This window comes from Streptomyces ferrugineus, assembly GCF_015160855.1.
Lineage (GTDB): Bacteria > Actinomycetota > Actinomycetes > Streptomycetales > Streptomycetaceae > Streptomyces > Streptomyces ferrugineus.
Map to the genome: position 1 here is coordinate 2,480,209 of NZ_CP063373.1, position 22,267 is coordinate 2,502,475.

At 71.8% G+C, this 22,267-nt stretch carries 24 protein-coding genes and 1 riboswitch; of the genes, 13 read left to right on the plus strand and 11 right to left on the minus strand.

Translation table 11 applies throughout. The features are described 5' to 3' along the window. Complete coding sequence (locus IM697_RS11290) at window positions 1-1,353, plus strand: class II 3-deoxy-7-phosphoheptulonate synthase (RefSeq protein ID WP_194047153.1); 1,353 nt, start codon at window positions 1-3, stop codon at window positions 1,351-1,353. A 143-nt stretch (window positions 1,354-1,496) separates the two neighbouring features. Continuing rightward, entirely contained in the window at window positions 1,497-1,730 is a 234-nt protein-coding gene (locus tag IM697_RS11295; protein ID WP_194049675.1) for a (2Fe-2S)-binding protein, read from the plus strand. Here IM697_RS11295 and bfr read toward each other — a convergent pair. Continuing rightward, window positions 1,727-2,203 carry a bacterioferritin gene (gene bfr / locus IM697_RS11300; RefSeq protein WP_194047155.1) on the minus strand — a complete coding sequence of 159 codons (477 nt, stop codon included), beginning with the start codon at window positions 2,201-2,203 and terminating at the stop codon, window positions 1,727-1,729. The two genes, IM697_RS11295 and bfr, sit on opposite strands and share 4 nt — an antisense overlap. A gap of 175 nt (window positions 2,204-2,378) precedes the next feature. Here bfr and IM697_RS11305 point away from each other — a divergent pair, with 175 nt between their 5' ends. Both IM697_RS11305 and IM697_RS11310 read left to right on the plus strand, forming a co-directional pair. After that, window positions 2,379-3,011 (plus strand): sulfite oxidase-like oxidoreductase, encoded by a 633-nt coding sequence (locus IM697_RS11305; protein ID WP_194047157.1) that lies wholly within the window; start codon window positions 2,379-2,381, stop codon window positions 3,009-3,011. Between the two features lie 52 nt (window positions 3,012-3,063). After that, window positions 3,064-3,339 carry a hypothetical protein gene (locus tag IM697_RS11310; RefSeq protein WP_194047159.1) on the plus strand — a complete coding sequence of 92 codons (276 nt, stop codon included), beginning with the start codon at window positions 3,064-3,066 and terminating at the stop codon, window positions 3,337-3,339. Between the two features lie 9 nt (window positions 3,340-3,348). Here IM697_RS11310 and IM697_RS11315 read toward each other — a convergent pair whose 3' ends face one another. From IM697_RS11315 to thiO, 5 genes are all read right to left on the minus strand, one after another. Next, window positions 3,349-4,242, minus strand: a complete 894-nt coding sequence (locus IM697_RS11315; protein ID WP_194047161.1) for a deoxyribonuclease IV — start codon at window positions 4,240-4,242, stop codon at window positions 3,349-3,351. A gap of 57 nt (window positions 4,243-4,299) precedes the next feature. Continuing rightward, complete coding sequence (gene pknB / locus IM697_RS11320) at window positions 4,300-6,237, minus strand: Stk1 family PASTA domain-containing Ser/Thr kinase (protein ID WP_228044623.1); 1,938 nt, start codon at window positions 6,235-6,237, stop codon at window positions 4,300-4,302. Between the two features lie 118 nt (window positions 6,238-6,355). Continuing rightward, complete coding sequence (locus IM697_RS11325; protein WP_194047165.1) at window positions 6,356-7,150, minus strand: thiazole synthase; 795 nt, start codon at window positions 7,148-7,150, stop codon at window positions 6,356-6,358. 3 nt (window positions 7,151-7,153) lie between these two features. Beyond that, a complete protein-coding gene (thiS, locus tag IM697_RS11330; protein WP_194047167.1) occupies window positions 7,154-7,354 on the minus strand; it encodes a sulfur carrier protein ThiS in 201 nt (66 codons plus the stop codon). Next, window positions 7,351-8,517, minus strand: coding sequence for a glycine oxidase ThiO (thiO, locus tag IM697_RS11335; RefSeq protein ID WP_194047169.1), 1,167 nt, complete (start codon window positions 8,515-8,517; stop codon window positions 7,351-7,353). Before thiO ends, thiS begins: the two co-directional genes overlap by 4 nt. Further along, a riboswitch (TPP riboswitch) is annotated at window positions 8,515-8,626 on the minus strand. It overlaps the preceding gene by 3 nt. Window positions 8,627-8,678: 52 nt before the next feature. Here thiO and IM697_RS11340 point away from each other — a divergent pair. From IM697_RS11340 to IM697_RS11365, 6 genes are all read left to right on the plus strand, one after another. Continuing rightward, the gene (locus IM697_RS11340) at window positions 8,679-9,029 is read left to right on the plus strand and encodes an avidin-fold protein (protein WP_194047171.1); all 351 of its coding nucleotides are present in this window, start codon (window positions 8,679-8,681) and stop codon (window positions 9,027-9,029) included. 32 nt (window positions 9,030-9,061) lie between these two features. Next, complete coding sequence (locus IM697_RS11345; protein WP_194047173.1) at window positions 9,062-10,291, plus strand: NAD(P)/FAD-dependent oxidoreductase; 1,230 nt, start codon at window positions 9,062-9,064, stop codon at window positions 10,289-10,291. Between the two features lie 69 nt (window positions 10,292-10,360). Next, window positions 10,361-10,726, plus strand: a complete 366-nt coding sequence (locus tag IM697_RS11350) for an Rv2175c family DNA-binding protein (protein ID WP_194047175.1) — start codon at window positions 10,361-10,363, stop codon at window positions 10,724-10,726. Between the two features lie 264 nt (window positions 10,727-10,990). Further along, window positions 10,991-11,653, plus strand: coding sequence for a thiamine phosphate synthase (thiE, locus tag IM697_RS11355; RefSeq protein WP_194047177.1), 663 nt, complete (start codon window positions 10,991-10,993; stop codon window positions 11,651-11,653). Between the two features lie 121 nt (window positions 11,654-11,774). Further along, complete coding sequence (metF, locus tag IM697_RS11360; RefSeq protein WP_194047179.1) at window positions 11,775-12,698, plus strand: methylenetetrahydrofolate reductase [NAD(P)H]; 924 nt, start codon at window positions 11,775-11,777, stop codon at window positions 12,696-12,698. A gap of 57 nt (window positions 12,699-12,755) precedes the next feature. Further along, a complete protein-coding gene (locus IM697_RS11365) occupies window positions 12,756-13,709 on the plus strand; it encodes an SCO2102 family sporulation regulator (protein ID WP_194047181.1) in 954 nt (317 codons plus the stop codon). Between the two features lie 20 nt (window positions 13,710-13,729). Here IM697_RS11365 and IM697_RS11370 read toward each other — a convergent pair whose 3' ends face one another. The 5 genes from IM697_RS11370 to IM697_RS11390 all read right to left on the minus strand — a co-directional run bounded on the left by IM697_RS11370 (window position 13,730) and on the right by IM697_RS11390 (window position 19,784). Further along, window positions 13,730-15,241 (minus strand): phytoene desaturase family protein, encoded by a 1,512-nt coding sequence (locus tag IM697_RS11370; RefSeq protein WP_194047182.1) that lies wholly within the window; start codon window positions 15,239-15,241, stop codon window positions 13,730-13,732. Between the two features lie 55 nt (window positions 15,242-15,296). Further along, window positions 15,297-15,908 carry a DUF4126 domain-containing protein gene (locus tag IM697_RS11375; RefSeq protein ID WP_194047183.1) on the minus strand — a complete coding sequence of 204 codons (612 nt, stop codon included), beginning with the start codon at window positions 15,906-15,908 and terminating at the stop codon, window positions 15,297-15,299. 399 nt (window positions 15,909-16,307) lie between these two features. Next, entirely contained in the window at window positions 16,308-16,934 is a 627-nt protein-coding gene (locus tag IM697_RS11380; RefSeq protein ID WP_194047184.1) for a TetR/AcrR family transcriptional regulator, read from the minus strand. A gap of 23 nt (window positions 16,935-16,957) precedes the next feature. Continuing rightward, complete coding sequence (locus IM697_RS11385; RefSeq protein WP_194047185.1) at window positions 16,958-19,042, minus strand: YhgE/Pip family protein; 2,085 nt, start codon at window positions 19,040-19,042, stop codon at window positions 16,958-16,960. Continuing rightward, window positions 19,014-19,784: an ATP-binding cassette domain-containing protein gene (locus tag IM697_RS11390; RefSeq protein ID WP_194047186.1), complete on the minus strand. Its 771-nt coding sequence runs from the start codon at window positions 19,782-19,784 to the stop codon at window positions 19,014-19,016. Before IM697_RS11390 ends, IM697_RS11385 begins: the two co-directional genes overlap by 29 nt. Window positions 19,785-19,951: 167 nt before the next feature. Between IM697_RS11390 and IM697_RS11395 the strand changes: the two genes are divergently transcribed. From IM697_RS11395 to IM697_RS11405, 3 genes are all read left to right on the plus strand, one after another. Beyond that, the gene (locus tag IM697_RS11395) at window positions 19,952-20,530 is read left to right on the plus strand and encodes an SAV_6107 family HEPN domain-containing protein (RefSeq protein ID WP_194047187.1); all 579 of its coding nucleotides are present in this window, start codon (window positions 19,952-19,954) and stop codon (window positions 20,528-20,530) included. 182 nt (window positions 20,531-20,712) lie between these two features. Continuing rightward, window positions 20,713-21,540 carry a class I SAM-dependent methyltransferase gene (locus tag IM697_RS11400; RefSeq protein ID WP_194047188.1) on the plus strand — a complete coding sequence of 276 codons (828 nt, stop codon included), beginning with the start codon at window positions 20,713-20,715 and terminating at the stop codon, window positions 21,538-21,540. Window positions 21,541-21,830: 290 nt separating this feature from the next. Then, complete coding sequence (locus IM697_RS11405) at window positions 21,831-22,229, plus strand: DUF3040 domain-containing protein (RefSeq protein WP_194047189.1); 399 nt, start codon at window positions 21,831-21,833, stop codon at window positions 22,227-22,229. Window positions 22,230-22,267: the final 38 nt, after the last annotated feature.

Sequence of the window (22,267 nt, forward strand, 5' to 3'; positions counted from 1 at the left end):
GTGACCGTGAACGCTAAGACCAGCGCAAGCGCTGGCAACACCTGGCGAGACCTGCCCGCGGCGCAGCAGCCCGAGTACCCCGACCTTGAGGCTCTGCGCGCAGTCGTTGCGGACCTCGAGTCGTATCCGCCGCTCGTCTTCGCGGGCGAGTGCGATCAGCTGCGCGCCCGGATGGCGGCCGTCGCCAAGGGAGAGGCGTTCCTTCTCCAGGGCGGCGACTGTGCCGAGGCCTTCGACGCGGTCTCGGCCGACCAGATCCGCAACAAGCTGAAGACCCTGCTCCAGATGGGCGCCGTGCTGACGTACGCCGCCTCGGTGCCGGTCGTGAAGGTCGGCCGCATCGCCGGCCAGTACTCCAAGCCGCGCTCCAAGCCGACCGAGACCCGCGACGGCGTGACCCTGCCGACCTACCGCGGCGACTCCGTCAACGGCTTCGACTTCACCGAGGCCGCCCGCGTCCCGGACCCCGAGCGCCTGAAGCGGATGTACAACGCCTCCGCCTCCACGCTCAACCTGGTGCGCGCCTTCACCACCGGCGGCTACGCCGACCTGCGCCAGGTGCACGCCTGGAACCAGGACTTCGTGAAGTCCTCCCCGTCCGGTCAGCGCTACGAGCAGCTCGCGCGCGAGATCGACAACGCGCTGAACTTCATGCACGCCTGCGGGGCCGACCCGGAGGAGTTCAAGACGGTCGAGTTCTACTCCTCGCACGAGGCGCTGCTGCTCGACTACGAGTCGGCGCTGACCAGGGTCGACTCCCGCACCGGGCAGCTGTACGACGTCTCGGCGCACATGGTGTGGGTCGGTGAGCGCACCCGGCAGCTGGACCACGCGCACATCGAGTTCGCCTCGCAGATCCGCAACCCGATCGGCATCAAGCTCGGCCCGACGACGACGGCCGAGGAGGCGCTGCAGTACATCGACCGCCTGGACCCGGAGCGCGAGCCGGGCCGGCTGACGTTCATCGTCCGCATGGGCGCGGACAAGATCCGCGACCGGCTTCCCGAGCTGGTCGAGAAGGTCACGGCGTCCGGCGCCACGGTGGCCTGGGTGACCGACCCGATGCACGGCAACACCTTCGAGGCGGCCTCCGGCCACAAGACCCGCCGCTTCGACGACGTGCTCGACGAGGTCAAGGGCTTCTTCGAGGTCCACAAGGGCCTCGGCACCCACCCGGGCGGCATCCATGTCGAGCTCACCGGTGACGACGTCACCGAGTGCGTGGGCGGCGGCGACGAGATCTTCGTCGACGATCTGCACCAGCGCTACGAGACGGCCTGCGACCCGCGTCTGAACCGCAGCCAGTCGCTCGACCTGGCGTTCCTCGTCGCGGAGATGTACAGGGACCAGTGACAGGATCGCCTGTTACCGGGACATGAGTGGGGCGCGGATCACATACGATCCGCGCCCCGCGGCACTTTTACGGTTCCTATGAGCCGGGTAAGGTTAGGTTAGCCTCACCGATCAAGGGGATGGCACATCGATCCCGCCGGGAGGTGAACCGCGTGTACGTCTGCAGTTGCTTCGGCATCACCGAGCAGCAGGTCAAGAAGCACGCGGAGGACGGCGCCTGCACCCCCCGCCAGATAGCGTCCGCCTGCAAGGCGGGCACGGACTGCGGATCGTGCGTGCGCCGTATTCAGGCGCTCCTGGGCAGGGGCGCGTGCCCCCGCCGTGAGCTGGCCGACCAGGGCAAGCCGATGCTCACCGACCTGGCGGACGCGGCCTAGCTCGGCTGCTCGATCTGCTGCGCGATGTACAGCGCCTCACCGAGCTTGTCGATCAGCTCCAGCTGTGTGTCCAGGTAGTCGATGTGGTGCTCCTCGTCCTCGAGGATCGATTCGAAGATGTTCGCCGACGTGACGTCGCCCTTGGCGCGCATCACCTCGATGCCGCGCTTGAGGCGGTCGATCGCCTCCACCTCGATCTGCCGGTCGGCCTGGAACATCTCGGTGACCGTCTGGCCGACCCGCACATGGAACAGCCGCTGGTAGTTGGGCAAGCCGTCGAGCATGAGGATGCGCTCGGTGAGCTTGTCCGCGTGCTTCATCTCATCGATGGATTCCTCACGCGTGTACTTGGCGAGCTTCGTCCAGCCTTTGTTGTCCTGGATCCGGTAGTGCAGCCAGTACTGGTTGATCGCGGTGAGCTCACCGGTGAGCTGCTCGTTGAGGAATTCGAGGACCTCGGGGTCGCCCTGCATCGCTTCGGGCTCCTTCCAAGCGGGGAACTGGCAGGTTGCGCCGCATGATTGCACCGGCGATAAAGATCGTCCAGTAAGTCTTCACTTAGTAAGTAAGTGCATGCTTAGTCCGTTTTGAGATGAATTGCTGAGGGTGGGGTCAAGCGCACTGCTTCGGGTCTGTCAGGATGGAGTCATGGGTCAGCCGGTGGAGCGCGAAACTGGAGAAGCGGCACACTCCGAGCTTCCGCCGGGACAGCGGCTGCAGCGCGGCTGGCCGGTCACGCACTACGGCCCCGTCCCGAAGTTCCGTCCCGAACGCTGGGAGTTCAGGGTGTTCGGGGCCACCGCCGACGGCGAGAAGCACTGCTGGACCCACGAGGAGTTCACGGCCCTGCCGTACACCACCGTCGTCGCCGATCTGCACTGCGTCACGAAGTTCAGCATGCTCGGCGCGGAGTGGGGCGGCATCCCGGCCCGTACGATCCTGGAGATCGCCCCGCCCGCGCCGGCTGTCACCCATGTGATGGTCTGGGCCGAATACGGCTTCAGCTCCAACCTGCGCCTGGACGACTTCGCCTCCGAGCGCACCATCTTCGCCACCCACAAGGACGGCGAACTGCTCACCGCGGAGCACGGTTTCCCCCTCCGTCTGGTCGTCCCCCATCTGTACGCCTGGAAGGGGCCCAAGTGGGTCCGCGGCGTGGAGTACATGACCGCCGACCGCCGCGGCTTCTGGGAGGAGCGCGGGTATCACAACATCGGCGATCCGTGGAAGGAACAGCGGTACTCGTACCAGGAGGAGCCCGGGGACGGGCCCGAGCTCTGACACTGCCGGTAAGCTCGTTGTTCGTTACTACGACCACGTGCAGGGGGCCCCGATGGCAGTGTTCAGCGTGATCTTCTCGGAGGCCGCGGCGCGTGTGCGCGACAGTCTCCCGGACGACCGCCGTGAGCTGCTCCAGCGTGGCCTCGCCATACTGACCACCGACCCCCGCACCAAGGTCTCGTCGCCGATCTCCGGTGACGAGAACACGCGCTCCCTCGCACTGACCCACACCATGGCCATCGAGTACGTCGTCAGCGACGGGCTGCTGATCGTGCTCGTGGTGCACCTCGTCGACACGGCCCACGTTCTGTTCGAAAACGAGGACTGACCCGGAGTCTCAGCCGTCCCGGAGCTTCTTCAGCCGCTCCACGTCCGCCGCGTGCCCTTCCTTCCCGCCGGGCGTCTCGATGACCAGCGGTACGCCCTCGGTGGCGGGGTGCGTCATCAGCGCCCGGAACGGGTCCTCGCCGATGTGGCCCGCGCCGATGTTCTCGTGCCGGTCCTTGTGGGCGCCCACGACGTCCTTGGAGTCGTTGGCGTGGATCAGCTTCAGCCGGCCCTCGCCGACGGTGTCCACCAGCAGGTCGAGTGTCCGGTGCATGCCGGACGGGCCCGTCAGGTCGTGACCGGCGGCGAAGACATGGCAGGTGTCCAGGCACACGCCCAGCTTCGGATGGGCGTCCAGCGCCTCGAAGTACGGCTCGAAGTCCCAGGTGCGGGAGCAGAGCGAGGAGCCCTGGCCGGCCGTCGACTCCAGCAGCAGAAACGGGTCGTCGTCGTGGGTCAGCTCCTCCAGCAGCGGCAGCATGTGCTCGCGCACCTGGCGCAGGGCCACCGACCGCTCCCGGCCGCCGGTCGCGCTGCCCGTGTGCACGACCACGCCCAGCGCCCCGATCTCCCGCCCGCGGCGCAGCGAGTGCCGCAGCGACTGCACCGACTTCTCGACGGTGGCCTCGGTGTGCGAGCCGAAGTTGATCAGATACGGCGCGTGCACATACGCCGGGATCGACTCGGCCTCGCACACCGCGCGGAACTCCTCGTCCTGCCGCGGATTCCCGGCGGGCGTGGCCCAGCCGCGCGGGTTGGCGACGAAGACCTGGACGGTCTCCGCCTTCAGGTCGTGGGCGTAGGTGAGCCCGACGGAGCTGAGGCCGCCGGCCACGGGGACGTGGCTGCCGACGGGGTTGCGGGAGGGGCCCGCGAGGGCGGTGCCGGACTGCTGCTTTCTCACCCGTTCAGGGTGCCATGCGGTCCGGCCTGCCTGTTCACCGGCCGATGAGGGGCTTCCTCACCGGATGGTGATCGTGATCGTCGACCCCTTCGGTGCCGTCTTGCCGCCCTTCACGGACTGCTTCTTGACCGTGTCGCCGAACAGCCCGAGCAGGCCGCGGTCCTCGTCGACCGCGAAGCCGGCGGCCTCCAGCTCGGCCTTGGCGTCGTCGACGTTGTCGCCCACCACGTCCGGCACCTCGATCATCTCGGGTCCCTTGGACAGCGTCAGCGTCACGGTGTCGCCCTCGGCGGCCTGCCCGCCCTCGGCCGGCGACTGCCGGGCGACCTGGCCGGCGTCGAACTCGGAGTTGACCCGCTCGGAGGCGACCTTCACCTTCAGGCCGGCCTCCTCCAGGTCCGCCTTCGCGTCGGCCAGGCTCTCGCCGGTGACGCCCGGGACGTCCACCGGGCGGCCCTTGCTGACGACCAGCGCGACCGCGGAGCCGGAGCGGACCTTGGTGCCGGTCCCGGGGTCCGAGGAGAGGACGGAACCCCTGGTGACGTCGTCGTTGAACTCCCGGGTCACCATGCCCGGCTGGAGTCCGGCCTCCTTCAGCTCGGCCTTCGCCTTGGCCAGCGGGTAGCCCTCCAGATCGGGCACCTTCACCGTCTCCGGGCCCGCCGAGATGACCAGCGACACGGAGTCGTTGTGCCGTATGCGGGCGCCCGTCTTCGGGTCCGTGCTGATGACGGCGCCGCGCTTGACGGTGTCGCTGTAGGACCGCTCCACCTTGCCGACCTCGAGCCCGGCCTCCGCCAGCCGGTCCCGGGCCTGCGCCTCGGTCTTGGACAACAGCGGCGGGACCTGGGTGAACTGGCCGGAGTTGATGTACCAGATGCCGACGCCCAGGCCGAGGGCCAGCAGCACGGCGGTGACGACGACCAGCGGGCCGCGCGGCCGGCGCGGAGTGCGCGACCGGCGCCCGGGCGGCGGAGGCGGCGGGGCCTCCAGCCGGCTGGTGCGGTGGAAGACGGCCTCGGGCTCGTCCCCGTTCACCGGCAGCGGGCGTTGGATGTTCAGCGCGCGCGGGATCACGCTCGTACGGTCGTCGGCGTTGCTGTGCTCCGCCGTGAGCGCCTGCGGCGGCACCGCGTCGAGCTGCTCCGCGCTCAGCCCGGCCCGTGCCTCCCGGGCCAGGGCCAGCAGCGCCACGGCGTCGTACGGGCGGAGCTGCGGGGAGCGCGCGGTGGCCGACGCGACCAGCTCGTCCAGCTCGTACGCCATCCCCGGCACGATCGCCGAGGGCGGCGGGACGTCCTCGTGCAGATGCTTGTAGAGCACCACCGCGGGGGAGTCCCCGTCGTGCGGCTTCTCGCCGGTGAGCATCTCGTAGAAGACGACACCGCACGCGTACACGTCGACCCGGGCGTCCGCGGCGCCGGGCTGCTCGATCTGCTCGGGCGCGAGATAGGAGACGGTGCCGAGGACGGCGCCGGTGGTGCTGGTCACGGTGTCCACGGACCGCACGAGTCCGAAGTCGGCGACCTTGACCCGTCCGTCGTCCCCTATCAGGACGTTCTCCGGCTTCATGTCCCGGTGCACGAACCCGGCCCGGTGCGCGGCGCCGAGCGCGGCGAGCACCGGCTCCAGGATGTCCAGGGCGGCCCGGGGCTGCAGCGCCCCGCGCTCGCGCAGCACGTCACGCAGGGTGCAGCCCGCGACGTACTCCATGGCGAGATAGACGTACGACCCGTCGGTGCCCTGGTCGAAGACCTGCACCACGTTCGGATGCGCCAGCCGGGCGACGGACTTCGCCTCCCGGATGAACCGCTCGACGAACGCCCCGTCCACTGCCAGCGCGGGGTGCATCACCTTGAGCGCGAGCACGCGGTCCAGGCGGGTGTCCAGGGCCCGGTAGACCGTGGCCATCCCGCCGACCGCGATCCGCGCGTCCACGCGATACCGGCCGTCGAGCACCTGCCCGACCAGAGGGTCCTGAAGGGTCGTATCCACGCAGGTGAGTGTAGGGGCCGACACCGACACGCCAGCCGGTTCGGCCGGGATCGGGGCGGTACTGCAGCCGACCTGTGACGGATGCCTCATTGATCGAAGGGCTTCGTCGAACGTGCGTTCAGAACGCGGGTCGTTCCGGGTCCAGCCGTGCCATGCCGTCCACGGGCGACGACGCCTCCGCGAAGTGCCGCCGCGGAATCCGGCCCGCCCGGTACGCCAGCCGCCCCGCCTCCGCCGCGTGCCGCATCGCGTCGGCCATCAGCACCGGTTCCTGAGCGCGCGTCACCGCCGAGGCGAGCATCACGCCCGCGCACCCCAGCTCCATCGCGAGCGCCACGTCCGACGCCGTACCGGCGCCCGCGTCCAGGATCACCGGCACGCGCGCGTGCTCCACGATCAGCTGGAAGTTGTGCGGATTGCGGATGCCGAGCCCCGACCCGATGGGCGAGCCGAGCGGCATGATCGCGGCGCAGCCGGCGTCCTCGAGCTTTCGCGCCAGCACCGGGTCGTCGTTGGTGTACGGCAGCACCGTGAAGCCGTCGTCGACCAGCGTCTCCGCCGCGTCCAGCAGCTCGATCGGATCCGGCAGCAGGGTCCGCTCGTCGGCGATGACCTCCAGCTTGATCAGATCCGTGCCGAGCGCCTCGCGCGCGAGACGGGCCGTCAGCACGGCCTCTCCCGCGGTGAAGCACCCCGCGGTGTTCGGCAGCACCCGGATCCCGAGCCTGTCCAGCACGGACAGCACCGAGCCGTGCACCGACGGGTCCACCCGCCGCATCGCGACCGTGGTCAGCTCCGTCCCGGACGCCACCAGCGCCCGCTCCAGCACCTCCAGGCTGGGCGCTCCGCCCGTGCCCATGATCAGGCGGGACGTGAAGGACGTACCGCCGATGACAAAGGGATCGTCGGCCATGGTTCAGCCTCCTTGGACGGCGGTGAGGACCTCGACGCGATCTCCCTCGGAGAGGGGCGTCGACGGCCACTGCGCGCGCGGGACGACGGTTTCGTTGAGAGCGGCGGCCACTCCGGAGGGCGCCGCGGTGAGCATGCGTACGGCGACGTCGAGCGCCGTACCGGGAGCGACCTCCCGCCGCTCACCGTTGAGGGAGATGTTCATGCCGGCTGCTCCGTGAGGGCGGCGCCGGCGAACCGCCGGGACGTGAACGCGCGGGCCTCCTCGGGGAGTTCACCGGTGGCCAGGACCTGCGCCATGACGTCCCCGGTGACCGGCGTCAGCAGCACGCCGTTGCGGTAGTGCCCGGTGGCCAGCGACAGCCCGTCCAGCTCGGTCGGCCCGAGCAGCGGCGCGTTGTCGGGGGAGCCGGGGCGCAGACCGGCCCGGGCCTCGGTGAGCGGCAGCTCGGTGATGCCCGGCACCAGCTCATGGGCGTCGCGCAGCAGCTCGTACACCCCGCCCGCGGTCACCGTCGTGTCCCAGCCCAGCTCCTCGCTCGTCGCCCCGACGACCAGCTCCCCGCTCTGGCGCGGCACCAGATACACCTGGCTGCCGCGCACCACGGCCCGCACGGTACGGCTCAGGAACGGCGCGTACCGCTGCGGCACGGTCAGCCGCAGCACCTGTCCCTTCACGGGGCGCACGGGCGGCAGTACGTCGTCCGGGACGCCCGCGAGGCGCCCGCTGAGGCTGCCCGCCGCCAGGACCACCTGGCCGGCGCCCAGCCCGGTGCCGTCCGTCGTGGTGACTCCGGCGGCCCGGTCCCGTACGACGTCGAGGCGCTCGGCCCAGGTGCGGTGGAAGACGACCCCCGCCCGCTCGCACGCGGCCACCAGCGCCCCGGCCAGCCGCCGCGGGTCGATCTGGTGGTCGCCGTCCACCCGCAGCCCCCCGCGCACCCCGGGCGCGAGCATCGGCTCCAGGCGCCGGCACTCGCGGCCCGACAGCCACTCGGAGTCCAGCCCCGACCGGCGTTGCAGGGCGTGCAGGTCGCGCAGATGGGCGCGGTCGTCGGCGTCCAGCGCGACGGCGAGCGTGCCGCACCGGCGGTAGCCGAGGTCATGGCCGGTGAACTCGGTCAGCTCGGCCGCGAAGTCCGGGTAACGGCGGGCCGACTCCAGGTTCAGGCCCAGCAGGGTCTGCTCGCCGTAGTGCAGTTCCGTGACGGCGGCCAGCATCCCGGCGGCCACCTGGGCGGCCCCGCCGCCCGGCTCGGGGTCCACGACGGCCGTGGTGAACCCGCGTCCCGCGGCCCGCCACGCCGTGACCAGACCGATGATTCCGCCCCCGATGACGAGGACGTCTGACGTTCGCGTACGCGACATGGGCGTCCAGCCCCTCCCTTCGCCGGCATGACCCGGATCAGGTTCGTACGGTCGGAGGCCGCCAGCCTCCCTCTCAGCCCGGTCCGTCCGGGCTCCCGCGAGTGCTCTACGGTGGCCACCCTAGCCCGCCCCCGTATGTCTCAGTAAGGGAGCCGCAGCCCGTGGCACGCTCGCTCGACGGACTCGTCCTCGCCCCCGTTGTGGACCAAGCCCCAGGTCAGGTGGGTACCCGCACCCGGTTCACGTACCACGAGAAGGACGGCGAGATCTGGGCCGAGTACGCGGGCGGCGACGTCGTGCGCGGCCATCTCGTGGGCACCCGGGAAGGCGACCGGCTGGACTTCCGGTATGTGCAGCTCAAGCGGGACGGGACGACGTCCTCGGGCCACTGCGTCTCGACGGTGGCCGAGCTTCCCGACGGGCGGGTGCGGCTGGCGGAGACCTGGGAGTGGGAGTCCCAGGACGGCGCGGGAACGAGTGTTGTGGAGCAGGTCACTGAGCACGCCCCCTGACTGACGAATAGTCAGTTGTCTATGGTGATCAGGTGAGCGAGCAGACGCAGCAACCGGGCACGTCAGCGGCGCGCCGCGTGGTCGTCGCCGGCGCGGGCATGGCCGGGGTCCAGACGGCGGTCGCCCTGCGCGAACGGGGCTTCACCGGCCCCGTCACCCTCATCGGCGCCGAACCCCATCAGCCGTACGACCGGCCACCCCTGTCCAAGGCCGTGCTGCTCGGCAAGGCCGAGGGCTCCGCCTTCGACGTCGACTTCGAGGCGCTCGGCATCGAGCTGTGGCTGGGGCGCGAGGTGCTCGGCGTGCGCACCGCCGACCGCGAGCTGGACACCGAGGCCGGGCCGTTTCCGTACGACGTCCTCGTGCTCGCCACCGGCGCCGAGCCGATCCGGCTGCCGGGTACGGAGGGCGTCCCCGGTGTGCATCTGCTGCGCACCCTGGACGACGCCGAGCGGCTGCGGCCGGTGCTGGCCCGGCAGCACGACATCGTGGTCGTCGGCGCGGGCTGGATCGGCGCGGAGTTCGCCACCGCCGCGCGCGAGGCGGGCTGTGCGGTGACCGTCGTGGAGGCCGCCGACCGGCCGCTCGCGGGGGCGCTGCCCGCGCAGGTGGCCGCGCCGATGACCGCCTGGTACGAGGACAGCGGCGCGGTGCTGCGCACGCACACGCGCGTGGAGCGCGTCGAGCCCGGCGCGGTGCTCCTCGACGACGGCTCGCGGATTCCCGCGGACGCGGTCGTGGTCGGCATCGGGGCCCGGCCCGCCACGGCCTGGCTGGTCGGCTCGGACATCGAGCTCGGCGCGTACGGCGAGGTCGTGGCCGACGAGCGGCTGCGCACCTCCGTGCTCGACGTCTACGCGGTCGGCGACTGCGCGTCCTTCCCCTCGGGGCGCTACGGCGAGCGCCTGCTGGTCCACCACTGGGACAACGCCCTCCAGGGCCCGCGCACGGTCGCCGCGAACATCCTCGGCGAGACCACCGCCGTCTACGACCCCGTGCCGTACTTCTGGTCCGAGCAGTTCGGCCGCTTCGTCCAGTACGCCGGCCACCACGCCGCCGCCGACACGACCGTGTGGCGCGGCGACCCGTCGGGCCCGGCGTGGACGGTCTGCTGGCTCAGGGACGACCGCCTCGTCGCCCTCCTGGCGGTGGGCCGGCCGAGGGATCTGGCGCAGGGGCGGCGGCTGATCGAGTCGGGCACGCCGATGGACGCGGAGCTGCTGGTGGACCCCGCGCGGCCGCTGAAGGCGGCGACGGCGTAGTGCGCCGGCCCCGCCCGGCCGGACCGGCCTGGCTTCCGACTGTCAGTGGCAGATGGCAGGCTTGTCTCCGTGACCGAGATTGACGCAAAGATCGATGCTCTCGTCCCCGCCTGGCTCACCCTGCCCGACATCGCCGAACAACTCGGCGTCGAGGTGACCCGCGTCCGGCAGCTGGTCAAGGAGGGCCAGCTCATCGCCGTGCGCCGTGGTGAGAACCGCGCGCTGCACGTCCCCGCCGCCTTCATCGACGGGGACAAGGTCGTCAAGGGCCTGTCCGGGACCCTGACGCTGCTGCGGGACGACGGCTTCACGGACGAAGAGATGCTGGAGTGGCTCTTCACCCCCGACGAAAGCCTGCCCGGCACCCCCGCGCAGGCCCTCGGCGAGAACCGCGGCACGGAGGTGAAGCGCCGCGCCCAGGCGCTCGCCGTCTGAGCCGACCACCGGGATCCCCACACCGTCCGGTGTACGGGCCGGGGCCTTCGGGCCACGGCCGCGGTCGACTGCGGCCGCATGGCCGTGGCCCGGCATGGTCGCCGGCGCCTTCGAGCGTCGACCCGGCCCGTACGCCCTCGACCGACGGCACGGCCACAGGCCGCCGGCGGGTGCCGTCCGCGCACCGCGCTCCGGCTACCGTGCCTGGGGTCCGGCACCCGCCCGACCTCACCCGCCCGGCAACCCGACCCCAGGGGGCACCGCATGTCCGACACCGTCACCGCGGGCACCGCCCGCGCGCAGCTCGCCGACGCCCGGCTCTACCTGTGCACCGACGCCCGCAAGCGGCAGGGCGACCTGGCGGAGTTCCTGGACGCCGCGCTGGCCGGTGGTGTCGACATCGTGCAGTTGCGGGACAAGGGCATGGAGGCGGCCGAGGAACTGGAGCACCTGAAGGTCCTCGCCGACGCCTGCGCCCGGCACGGCAGGCTCCTCGCGGTCAACGACCGCGCCGACGTGGCCCACGCCGCCGGCGCCGACGTCCTGCACCTGGGGCAGGGCGACCTCCCGGTGCCGGCCGCCCGCGCGATCCTCGGGGACGACGTCCTGATCGGCCGCTCCACCCACGCCGACCCGGAGGCCGAGGCGGCCGCCGCCCAGGAGGGCGTGGACTACTTCTGCACCGGCCCCTGCTGGCCGACCCCCACCAAGCCCGGCCGTCACGCCCCCGGCCTCGACCTGGTCCGCCACACCGCGTCCCTCGGCACCGACCGCCCCTGGTTCGCCATCGGCGGCATCGACCTCGGCAACCTCGACCAGGTGCTGGAGGCCGGCGCCCGCCGTGTCGTCGTCGTACGGGCGATCACGGAGGCCACCGACCCGGGCGCCGCGGCGGCGGAGTTCGCCAAGCGGCTGCGGCAGGTGTAGGGCGACCAGGGGCACCCCGGATATTCGCCCGTTTGTCCAAGGACTGGACAACAATCCGACAAATCGGGCAAATTTCCAGCGTCTGGTTGGGGGACCGGAGCCCCCTGGCTAACCTGCGAGTATGGCCCTCGGCACCGCATCCATCAGGTCGGACCACGCGCGTACCGTGCGCGAGATGCTCGCGACCGGCAAGACGACGTATTCCTTCGAGTTCTACGCCCCCAAGACCCCGAAGGGCGAGCGGAACCTGTGGAACGCGCTGCGCCGGGTCGAGGCCGTCGGGCCCGACTTCGTCTCCGTGACCTACGGCGCGGGCGGCTCCACCCGCGCGGGCACGGTCAAGGCGACCGAGGCGATCGCCTCCGACACCACGCTCACGCCGATCGCCCACCTCACCGCCGTCGACCACTCGGTGGCCGACCTGCGCAACATCATCGGCCAGTACGCCGACGCCGGGATCCGCAACATGCTGGCGCTGCGCGGCGACCCGCCCGGCGACCCGCTGGGCGACTGGGTGCGCCACCCCCGCGGCCTGACCTACGCCGCCGAGCTCGTCGAGCTGATCAAAGCGTCCGGCGACTTCTGCGTGGGCGTCGCGGCCTTCCCGGCGATGCACCCGCGCTCCGCCGACTGGGAGACCGACGTCCGTCACTTCGTCGACAAGTGCCGGGCCGGCGCGGACTACGCGATCACGCAGATGTTCTTCGAACCGGAGGACTACCTGCGGCTGCGCGACCGCGTGTCGGCCGCCGGCTGCGACACCCCGATCATCCCGGAGATCATGCCGATCGCCAGCGTACGGAGCCTGGAGCGGATCCCGTCCCTCACCAACGCCGCCTTCCCGGCCGCCCTGAAAGAGCGGATCCTCACAGCCAAGGACGATCCGGCGGCTGTACGCTCGATCGGGATCGAGTTCGCCACGGAGTTCTGTGCGCGGCTGCTGGCCGAGGGAGTGCCCGGATTGCACTTCATTACGCTCAACAACTCCACGGCAACCCTGGAAATCTACGAGAACCTGGGCCTGCACCACCCACCGCAGGCCTAGACCGGCCGTCCTGATATACGTCACACTGCGTAGGCGGCCACTGGGAGAGGGGCGTACATGGGCTGGACGGTCCTCTACATCGCGTTCGGCGTCGTCGCGCTGTGGCTGCTGGGCGAGGTACTGCTGCAGTACAAGGCGCGTCTGCGCTGGCGGCTGCTCGCCTTCGCCGGCTTCCTCGGCGTCGTGAGCGGCGTGCTGATCGGACAGGTGATCGTCATCGGGCTGGGCGCGGCGGCGTTCGCCGTCGGCCAGACCTACGTCACGCTGTCGTTCCGCCGCGGCTTCTCGGCCGGCTGGGCGGTCCCCGCACCGGCCCTCGGCCCGCTGGGCGCCAAGCGCCGCCGTGAAGAGGCGGAGCACCGGGAGCCGACCCTGGAGGTCTCCGGCCTGGAGGCGAGCGCGGACGGCTTCCCCGGCGACGCCCCCGAGTACGGCCGTGAGAGCGTCGGCTACGGCGACGAGTACGACCGCGACGACGTCTTCACGCCCGCGCGCACGCCGCAGCCCACGGCCGCCGAGACGACCTCCGTCTACGAGCCGCAGCCCATGCCGGACGACACCGGCTCCTACGGCATATACGGCGACTCCGGCTACGCCGCCGCCGACCAGAACTACGCGGCCACCGGCCAGCCCCAGGACCAGTACGCGACGGCCGACCAGGGCTATGCGTACGACGGCTACTCCGGTTACGACCAGCAGCAGTACGGCTACGACCCCAACGGCCAGCAGCAGTACGCCGCTTACTCCGACCCGTACATCGGCACCCAGACCTACGGCGGCGCCGGGTACGACGCCTACGGCCAGCAGCAGTACGGCCAGCAGGGCTACACCCAGGACCAGTACGCCACCGGCACCTACGGCGAGACCCCGCCCGGCGGCGTCTGGGTCCCGCAGCAGCGCACCGACGAGACGTACGGCGGCGAACTCCCGCCGGAGCAGCAGTACCCGTACCAGGGCAACGGCCAGCAGCAGGGGCAGGAGCAGGGGTACGACGAGCAGTACCGTTTCTGACGGATCCCCCTACCCGCGGATCACTGCGAGCCCCGGAACTCCGGGCCCTCCACGATCAGCCCCGCCACCAGCGCACCCGACATGCCCGCGTGTGAGAGGCCGCCGCCCGGGTGGGACCAGCCGCCGACCGTGAACAGGCCCGGTATGCGCGTGCTGTTGGACGGGCGCAGCAAGGCACCCTGCGCCGCGGCGAGCGCGGGTGCGGGCACACCGCCGCCCTCGGCCCCCGTCTCCTGCCGGGTGTGCACCGGCGTACGGACCTCCCGCCACAGGATGCGCTCGCCCAGGCCGGGCAGGGCACGCTCGGCGGCGGCGACCATCCGGTCCGCGAACGCGTCGGCGGCACCCGCGGCGCTCCAGTCGTACCGCGTCTGCGACGGCACGGTGGCGGTGAGCACCGCGGACTCGTGGGCGTCGTCGGGGCGCAGGGCCGCGTCGTCCGGGCGATCGATCCGGACCGTCGGGTGCGCGGGCGGCTCGCCGAGCCCGAACGCGTCCAACTCGGCCCGCCGGTCCGGGGTGTGCGCCACCGTGCGGTGAGCGGCGCCCGCCTCCCGCGCCCCGCGCAGCGCCAGGCAGACCACGGCCCGGCCCGAGGACAGGCCCTCGGGGCTCGGCTCGACCGCCTCCGCCGCGTACAGCTCACGGTCGCCCACCAGGTCGCGCAGGCGCCACGGCCCGGTGCCGACGACCATGTCGGCCTCCGCCACGGCCGCGTCGGCCAGCTCCAGCCCCGCCGCCCGGCCGTCCTTCTCCACGATCCCGGTGACCTCCGCACCGAAGTGGAACTCGACCCTTCGGGCCAGGCACCGCTCGTACACCGCCCGGGCCAACTCCCGTATGCCGCCGCGCACATACCAGGTCCCGAAGGCGTGCTCCAGGTACGGCAGCACCGCCGCGCTCGCCGGGGCCGCGCCGGGGTCCAGGCCGTACGCGAGCGCGTGGCTCTCCAGCAGGGCGACGAGCCGGGGGTCGCGCAGCTCCCAGGCGCCGACCTCGGCGAGCGTGCCGGCCCGGCGGGTGCGCAGGAGCCGCTTGTGGGGCACCGACGGGTAGGGCTCACGCTCGGCCAGCACCCGCCAGTTCGGCCACAGGGGCTCCTCCAGCAGCGGCCTGCGCGTGCGGTCCCAGGCCTCGCGGGCGCGGACCAGGAAGTCGCCCCAGCGGGCGCCCGTGCCGGCGCCCAGCGCCTCGTCCAGGGCCGCCACCACGCCCGCGCGCGAGGCGTTCGGCAGCGAGACCGCGGTGCCGTCCGCGAAGACATGACGCGCGGACGGGTCGACCTGGACCAGCTCGACGCACTCCTCCAGCGGCTCCTTGCCGGTCTTGATGAACAGGTCGCGGTAGACGGCCGGCAGGGGGAGCAGCCCGGGGCCCGTGTCGAAGCCGAAGCCGTCGCGCTCGAAGCGGCGCACCGCTCCGCCGTACGTCTGCGTACGCTCGTACACCGCCACTCGGTGGCCCGCGACGGCCAGCCGGGCAGCGGCCGCCATCGCGCCCATCCCGGCGCCGATCACCGCAATCCGTGCCATGCGTGGGACTTTATCGGCCGGCACTGACAAGGGCGCACTGACCTCGGAAGAAGGCTCAGCCGGGCCCCGCCGTCGACTGCGCGAGCCGCTTCTCCGCCCGCCGCTCGGCCCTGCGCCGCAGGAAGCCACGGATCCGCGCGATCAGGAAGTACAGCAGGAGCAGGCCGGCGAGCAGCAGAGCGCCCGCGATGACGGCCGCCGCCACGGGGTGGAAGATCGCGAAGGTGATGATCGCGGCGACTCCCAGGTCCTCGGCGAGGCTCACCACGACATTGCTGAACGGCTCGGGCGAGGTGTTGACCGCCATCCGCGTCCCGGCCTTGACCAGATGGCTCACCAGCGCCGTGGAACCCCCGACCGCGCCCGCCGCCAGCTCCGGCACCGACCCGCTCTGCCCGGCGAGCAGCGCCGCGACGACCGCGCCCGACACCGGCCGGATCACCGTGTGCACCGCGTCCCACGCCGAGTCGACGTACGGGATCTTGTCGGCGACGGCCTCGCAGAGGAACAGCACCCCGGCCGCTATGAGGACGTCCGGACGCTGCAGTGCCTCGGGCACCTCGTCGCTCAGTCCCGTCGCGCCGAATATGCCGAGCAGCAGTATCACGGCGTAGGCGTTGATGCCGCTGGCCCAGCCACTTGTGAACACCAAAGGGAGTACAGACACGGGGGTGATCGTAACCAGTGGGCAACACCGGGTCTTGGGGATGAGTGCGCAGCTCTGAGTACGCGTACCTAGCCGAGGAGATGAGTACGCGCGCGGATGGGGCGCGACCTGCGGGAACGAGAGAGTGGAGACACGGAGAAGGGGATCGGCTCCGGCACCGGCGACACGGGGCGCCGGAACGGAGCGGCCCCGGATCCGCTCCTTCCGCCGGCCTGGCGTCGGCGGGAGCGAGACCGGGGGACCCGGGGGAACGACCGAACGGGGGTCCACACGGGGGAAGAACGGGGGAACGGGGAAAACGGGGGAGCACAAGAAGGCGCCGGTTCGACAGTGGCCCGCGGGGGACGCGGCCACATCGGACCGGCGCTTTCGTGTGCCGACCGCCTCAGCGGCGTCCGCTCACCGGCCGCTCACCCGGCCCTGCAACAGCCGCGACAGCGCCGCGTGCACGTCGTCCAAGGAGCGCTCCGGCTGGAAGGACTTCCAGTCCAGGGCGGCCACCAGGACCATGCCGACCAGTGCGGCCGCGGTCAGCGGAATGTCGATCTCCTCGCTGAACTCGCCGCTCTCCACCCCTTCGCGCAGCACGCCCTCGACGACCGCCACGGCCTGCTGACGGACCACCATGAGCGTGGACTGCCAGGCCCGGTTCGTCCGCCACAGCTCGGCGACGTAGAGCTGGGTGAAGGACGGGTAGCGGTCGATGAAGACCAGGCCCGCGCGGATCATCGCGTCCAGGGCGTCCACCTTGCCGCCGCCGTCCCGCGCGGTCCGCTCGGCGGCCTCCCGGAGCGAGGCGGTGAGCAGGCCCACTCCGTGCCGCAGCAGCTCCTCGAAGAGGACCGACTTGCTCGCGAAGTTGTAGTAGACCGTGCCCTTCGCCACCCCGGCCCGCTCGGCGATCTCGTCGACCGTGGTGGCGGAGAAGCCCTGCTCGGCGATGAGTGTGACGGCCGCCTCGTAGAGCTTCTGCCGGGTGGCCTCACGGCGCGTGCTGCCGCCCGACGCGGCGCTGCTGCTTTCCATGCGCCTGATTGTGCCGCGCCCGCTCACAGGGTCAGCTCCGGGTGCAGCCGGTCGAGGGTCCACACCTGGCGGCGACGGGCCGACAGGGCGGTCAGCGCGAGCGCGCCCGCGGTGAACGCGACGAGCACCGCGCACGCCTGCCAGACCGGCGTCAGGCCGCCGCCGGTGATGAGCCTCCTGAGGGCCTCCACGACGTAGCTCATCGGCAGGAAGGGGTGGAGCGCGTTGAAGAAGCCCGGGCTGGTCTGCACGGGGTACGTACCGCCCGCGGACGTCAACTGGAGCATCAGCAGGGCCAGGACCAGGATCCGCCCGGCCGCCCCGAAGCGCGCGTTCAGCCACTGCACGATCGCCGCGAAGCACGCCGTCACCAGGAACAGGAAGCCCACCGTCCCGGCCGCCCGCGCCATCTGCAGCCCGACCGCCCAGTGCAGCACCGACATCAGGGCCACCGTCTGCAGCACCCCGATCGCCACCACGGGCAGCCAGCCGGCCAGCGCGATCCGCCACGCCGGGGCGCCCGCGGCGAGCGCGCGCCGATTCATCGGCGCGATCAGCATGTACGCCACCATCGCGCCCACCCACAGGGACAGCGGGATGAAGTACGGGGCGAACCCGGTGCCGTAGTTGGGCGCCTTGTGCAGATCCCTGGACAGGAGCTGGACCGGGTCGGCCATGACCTCGGTGCGGGCGTCGCGGTCCTTCTTGTCGTAGTCGGGGATGCGCCCCGCACCGTCGTGCAGCCCGTCCGAGAGCTTCCCGGAGCCGTCGACCAGCTTGTAGATGCCGCCGTTGAGGTCGTACGCGCCGGTCTTGAGCCGACCCACGCCGCTGTCCAGGTCCACCGCACCGCTCCGGGCGCCACCGAGCCCCGAGTGCAGCTTCTTGGCACCCGCGGCGACCTTCGCGGCCCCCTGGTTCAGCTTGTTGATGCGGGCGACGGCGTCGTCGAGGTCCTCGGAGAGGTGCGGCGCGCGGTCGGCGAGCGCCTGGGACTGCTGCTGGAGGGTGCCGAGCTGTTTGTCGAGCTTCTTCAGATCGCCGTCCTGGTCGGCGATCAGCGTGTTGAGGCCGTCGCCGATCGTCGCCACGTCCGCGGCCGACTGCTTCGCCTTCTTCAGGTCGGAGCAGACCGGGTCGGACAGCACCGCGTCCTCGCAGCGCGCCTTGTGGACGACGTTCAGCACGTCGGCGGCGGCGTGGGCGTCCCTGGCGGCGTCCGGAGCGCGCTTCACCAGGTCGTCGAGGTTGTTGCGCATCGCTTTCGAGGTGTCGGTGACCAGCCGCGCGGTGTCCCCGATGGTCTTCTCGTCGTCCCTCAGGAACGGGCCGACCTTCGCGTCGATGCCGTTGACCTTGTCGGCCAGCTTCTGTGTGCCCTGGGCGACCCGCCTGGAGCCGTCCTCCAGATCGCCCGCGCCCTTGTCGAGCTTCTTCAGGCCCGTGGACAGCTTGCCGCTGCCCTCCTTGGCGTCCTTCAGCCCGTCGGCGAGGTCCTTGGAACCCTTCTCCGCCTTCCCGATGCCGCCCTCCAGCTTGTCGGCGCCGTTGGCGGCCTTGACCGTCGCGCCGTGGATGTCGGAGAACGACACGAAGATCCGGTCCAGGAACGACCGCGACGCCTTCGTGGACGCGGCCTCGCGCACCTCGCTGAAGACGGTCCGCGAGATCTGCCCGACGATGTAGTTGTTCGCGTCGTTCGTACGCACCTGAAGGGCGCCCGTCTCCGGCGAGTCGCCCGCGCTGGAGGCGATCCGCTCGCTGAAGTCGGCCGGCATGGTCAGCGACAGGTAGTACGTGCCGTCCTCGACGCCGCTCTCGGCCTCGGCGGCGCTGACCTCGCGCCAGTCGAAGACGTCGCTCTCATGCAGCCCCTTGGTGATGTCGTCGCCCGCCGTGAGCTTCTTCCCCCCGACGGACGCACCCTTGTCGTCGTTCACGAGCGCCACGGGGATCTTGTCGAGACGGCCGTACGGGTCCCAGAACGACCACAGGTACAGGGCGCCGTACAGCAGGGGCAGCACCAGCAGCGCCACCAGGGCGGCGCGCGGCAGCTTCCCGCGGCCGAAGCGCCTCAGCTCAAGCGCGGCCAGCCTGGGCGTGCGCATCGGCGGCCTCCTCTCCCTCGGATTCCTGGGGTTCCTGGTTCTTCGGGGCGGCCGTGGACACCTTGACGGTGCCGTCCGGGGCCTCGCTGCACACCGCCACGACCGTGGTCCCGGACGCGGCGAGGGACTTCAACAGCTCCCAGATCTCCGCCCGTTCGGAGTCCGAGAGCTTGAAGTCGGTGTCGTCGACACCGAGCAGCCGCGGGCGTCCGATCAGGGCCAGCGCGATGGACAGCCGCAGCGCCTCCGCCCGCTCCAGATCCCGTACGGCCGTACGGGAGCCCTTGGGCAGGGACTCGCGGTCGAGGCCGGCCGCCGTCAGCGCGGCGTCGATCCGCAGCCGCTCCTCGGCCCGCCGCTCGGCCCCCGGGCGCAGCAGCCCGCGCAGCGCGTCGCCGAACCGCCGCTGGAGCAGCGCCCGTTCATGGAGGTGCTCGGCGACGGTCAGGGCCGGGTCCAGGTCGGTCACACCCGGGACATGGGCCACGGCGCTGTCGCGCCGCACCGCCGCCATGCGCTTGGGCAGTGGCGCCCCGCCCACCGTCGCGGTTCCCTCGGTGGACTTCATGCGCCCGGTGAGCGCCAGCAGCAGACACGTACGTCCGGTGCCGGACGGCCCTTCGACCGCGATCAGCGAGCCGGGCTCCGCCTCGAACGAGACCCCGCGGAACGCCCATCCGCGGGGCCCCTTCAGCCCGAGCCCCAGGGCCGTGACACCGGCCCCGGCCACGGCTTCCCCCATCCCTGCCCCCTCCATTTTGAACTGACTGGTCAGTGCAAAAGTTAGCCCGAACTCTCGATCGAAGCAAAATCGCAGGTCAGAACGGATTGTCAGTGCCATACCTCACGATGGGCACATACGGCATCCCGTATCGGGCATGCCGTCACACAGACGACAGGAGGTTCGTCATGGCCAGCTACCACGCAGCCGCCGCGCGTCGGCGCCGCGCCACCGGCCCTGCCCCCTCACTGACCGGCCCGGCGAGCGACGTGCACCCCGTGCTCCGCCGGACCACGGCCCCGCCCGCCGCCCTCGACCTGCTCGCCCAGGCCCGTGCCGGACTCGACGAGGCCACCGTTCTGGAAACGCCGAACGAGCGCTATGCCACCGCCCACCTCGCCGCCCTGCGCACCGCCGCCGCCGTGCTCGCGGCGCGAGGGCGTCCGGAGCCGACGTCCAGGCGCCGGGCACGCATCAGGAGCGCTTGGGAAGTGCTCCCCGAGATAGCGCCCGAACTCACCGAGTGGAGCGCCCTGTTCGCCTCGGGCGCCCGGCGCCGCGCCCGGGCCGAGGCGGGCATCCAGGGCGCGGCCAGCCGCCGGGACGCCGACGACCTGATACGGGACGTGGCGATGTTCCTGCGCCTCGTCGAGCGGATGCTGGTGCTCCAGCCGGTCCTGCCGCAGCCGCGCCAGGACGTGGACGCGTCCGCGGAGGAGACGGGCGACAGACAGCAGGCGCGCGACGACATGCCGGACGCCGGCTGACGGTGGGCCGTCCGACGCGCGAGACGTACGGCGTCGCGCTCCACCGCGATGGTCGGGAGGGTGGTCGCAGGCAATAGGGTGGAAGGCGCCTGAAGCCTTTCCGCTCCCGTGACCCGGGCCCGGGGAGGCAGCCCGTTCGCTCCGCCGTGCAGACGGCGGCGCCGCGCCGAGGAGTCAACCCCGTGTCGGACCCGATGCGCCCACCCGTCGCCCACCACCACCCTCAAACGGCGTCGCTGCGCTCCGACCCCTCCCGACCCCGCGCAGCCCTCCGTACCGCCGTGGTCTGGGAGGTGCTCCAGGACGCCCTGGACCGCCGGGCCAAGGCCACGGGTCGTCAGGCGCTGGACGTCCTCGACACGGGGGGCGGCAGCGGCAACTTCGCCGTGCCCCTGGCCCGCCTCGGCCACCGCGTCACCGTCGTCGACCCCAGCCCGAACGCGCTCTTCGCCCTGGAGCGGCGCGCCGCCGAGGCCGAGGTCGCCGACCGGGTGACGGGCGTGCAGGGAGACGTCCACGGCCTGTTCGACGTGGTCGAGCGCGGCGGGTACGACGTCGTGCTGTGCCACGGCGTCCTGGAGTACGTCGACGACCCCGCCGAGGGCGTGCGCAACGCGGTGGCCGCCCTGCGCTCCGAGGGCGTCCTCAGCCTGCTCGCCGCCGGTCTCGGCGGTGCCGTGCTGGCGCGGGCCCTCGCCGGTCACTTCAAGGAGGCCAAGCAGGCCCTGGAGGACCCCGACGGCCGCTGGGGCCACGGCGACCCCATGCCGCGCCGGTTCACCGCCGACCAGCTCACCGGGCTCGTCGAGCGGGCCGGGCTCAGGGTCGGCGCCGTGCACGGGGTGCGGGTCTTCGCCGACCTGGTCCCCGGGGTGCTGGTGGACACCGAGCCGGGGGCGCTGGAGGCGCTGCTGAAGCTGGAGGAGGCGGCGGCCGAGCTGTCCGCCTTCCACGCCGTGGCCACCCAGCTGCATGTGCTCGGCGAGACGGGGGAGACCGCGGAGGCCTGAGCCGCCCTCTGCGAGCGGACCGTGAGGGTACGCCTTGATCAGGGACTTGGCTGCACATGGAGTACGCCACAGGCCCCCCGATCGAGCGCTCAGCGCCGTATGATCGAGGGAGACCGTTCCGGCATGACGGGTCGGCCGCTGGGGAATGAAGATCTCAGCGAGCCGGGGCGCCCATGCCGGGGCCCGGTTGGCCAATTGGCGTAGAGGGGCGGGTTTCACGGGGGCGATTCCCTGCCTATCCTGAAGGGACCCCCGGGTCGCCCCGGCGACTGCACGATGAGGAGGACTCCGTGCCGCTCTCGGAGCACGAGCAGCGAATGCTCGAGCAGATGGAGCGAGCGCTGTACGCCGAAGATCCCAAGTTCGCGACAGCGCTTGAGGGAAGCGGGCTGCGTACGTACACCCGGCGACGGGTCTACCAGGCGGTCGCGGGCTTCCTCGTAGGTATCGCGCTCCTCATGGCTGGAATGGTCGCCAAGCAGGTGTGGCTCAGCGTGGTGGGCTTCCTCGTCATGCTGGGCTGTGCGGTACTCGCCGTGACCGGTTGGCGCAAGGCCCCCAAGCCGGGCGAACAGCCCGCCGCGGGGGCAGGGCCGCAGGCTCGCCGCCAGCCACGTCAGAAGCGCGGCCTGATGGACCGCATCGAACAGCGCTGGCAGCGTCGCCGTGACGAACAGGGCGGCCACTAGCTCGACGAGCAGCTCCTGAACAGACGCAGGGGGTGACC

Bases quoted from the DNA above. Each gene is read 5' to 3' on its own strand.
- IM697_RS11365 (WP_194047181.1), top strand. From the start codon at position 12,756: ATGGGCTGGACGGTCCTCTACATCGCGTTCGGCGTCGTCGCGCTGTGG.
- thiO (WP_194047169.1), bottom strand. From the start codon at position 8,517: ATGTCGCGTACGCGAACGTCAGACGTCCTCGTCATCGGGGGCGGAATC.
- IM697_RS11325 (WP_194047165.1), bottom strand. From the start codon at position 7,150: ATGGCCGACGATCCCTTTGTCATCGGCGGTACGTCCTTCACGTCCCGC.
- IM697_RS11380 (WP_194047184.1), bottom strand. From the start codon at position 16,934: ATGGAAAGCAGCAGCGCCGCGTCGGGCGGCAGCACGCGCCGTGAGGCC.
- IM697_RS11395 (WP_194047187.1), top strand. From the start codon at position 19,952: ATGGCCAGCTACCACGCAGCCGCCGCGCGTCGGCGCCGCGCCACCGGC.
- IM697_RS11305 (WP_194047157.1), top strand. From the start codon at position 2,379: ATGGGTCAGCCGGTGGAGCGCGAAACTGGAGAAGCGGCACACTCCGAG.
- IM697_RS11385 (WP_194047185.1), bottom strand. From the start codon at position 19,042: ATGCGCACGCCCAGGCTGGCCGCGCTTGAGCTGAGGCGCTTCGGCCGC.
- IM697_RS11370 (WP_194047182.1), bottom strand. From the start codon at position 15,241: ATGGCACGGATTGCGGTGATCGGCGCCGGGATGGGCGCGATGGCGGCC.
- thiE (WP_194047177.1), top strand. From the start codon at position 10,991: ATGTCCGACACCGTCACCGCGGGCACCGCCCGCGCGCAGCTCGCCGAC.
- metF (WP_194047179.1), top strand. From the start codon at position 11,775: ATGGCCCTCGGCACCGCATCCATCAGGTCGGACCACGCGCGTACCGTG.
- IM697_RS11390 (WP_194047186.1), bottom strand. From the start codon at position 19,784: ATGGGGGAAGCCGTGGCCGGGGCCGGTGTCACGGCCCTGGGGCTCGGG.
- thiS (WP_194047167.1), bottom strand. From the start codon at position 7,354: ATGAACATCTCCCTCAACGGTGAGCGGCGGGAGGTCGCTCCCGGTACG.
- bfr (WP_194047155.1), bottom strand. From the start codon at position 2,203: ATGCAGGGCGACCCCGAGGTCCTCGAATTCCTCAACGAGCAGCTCACC.
- IM697_RS11310 (WP_194047159.1), top strand. From the start codon at position 3,064: ATGGCAGTGTTCAGCGTGATCTTCTCGGAGGCCGCGGCGCGTGTGCGC.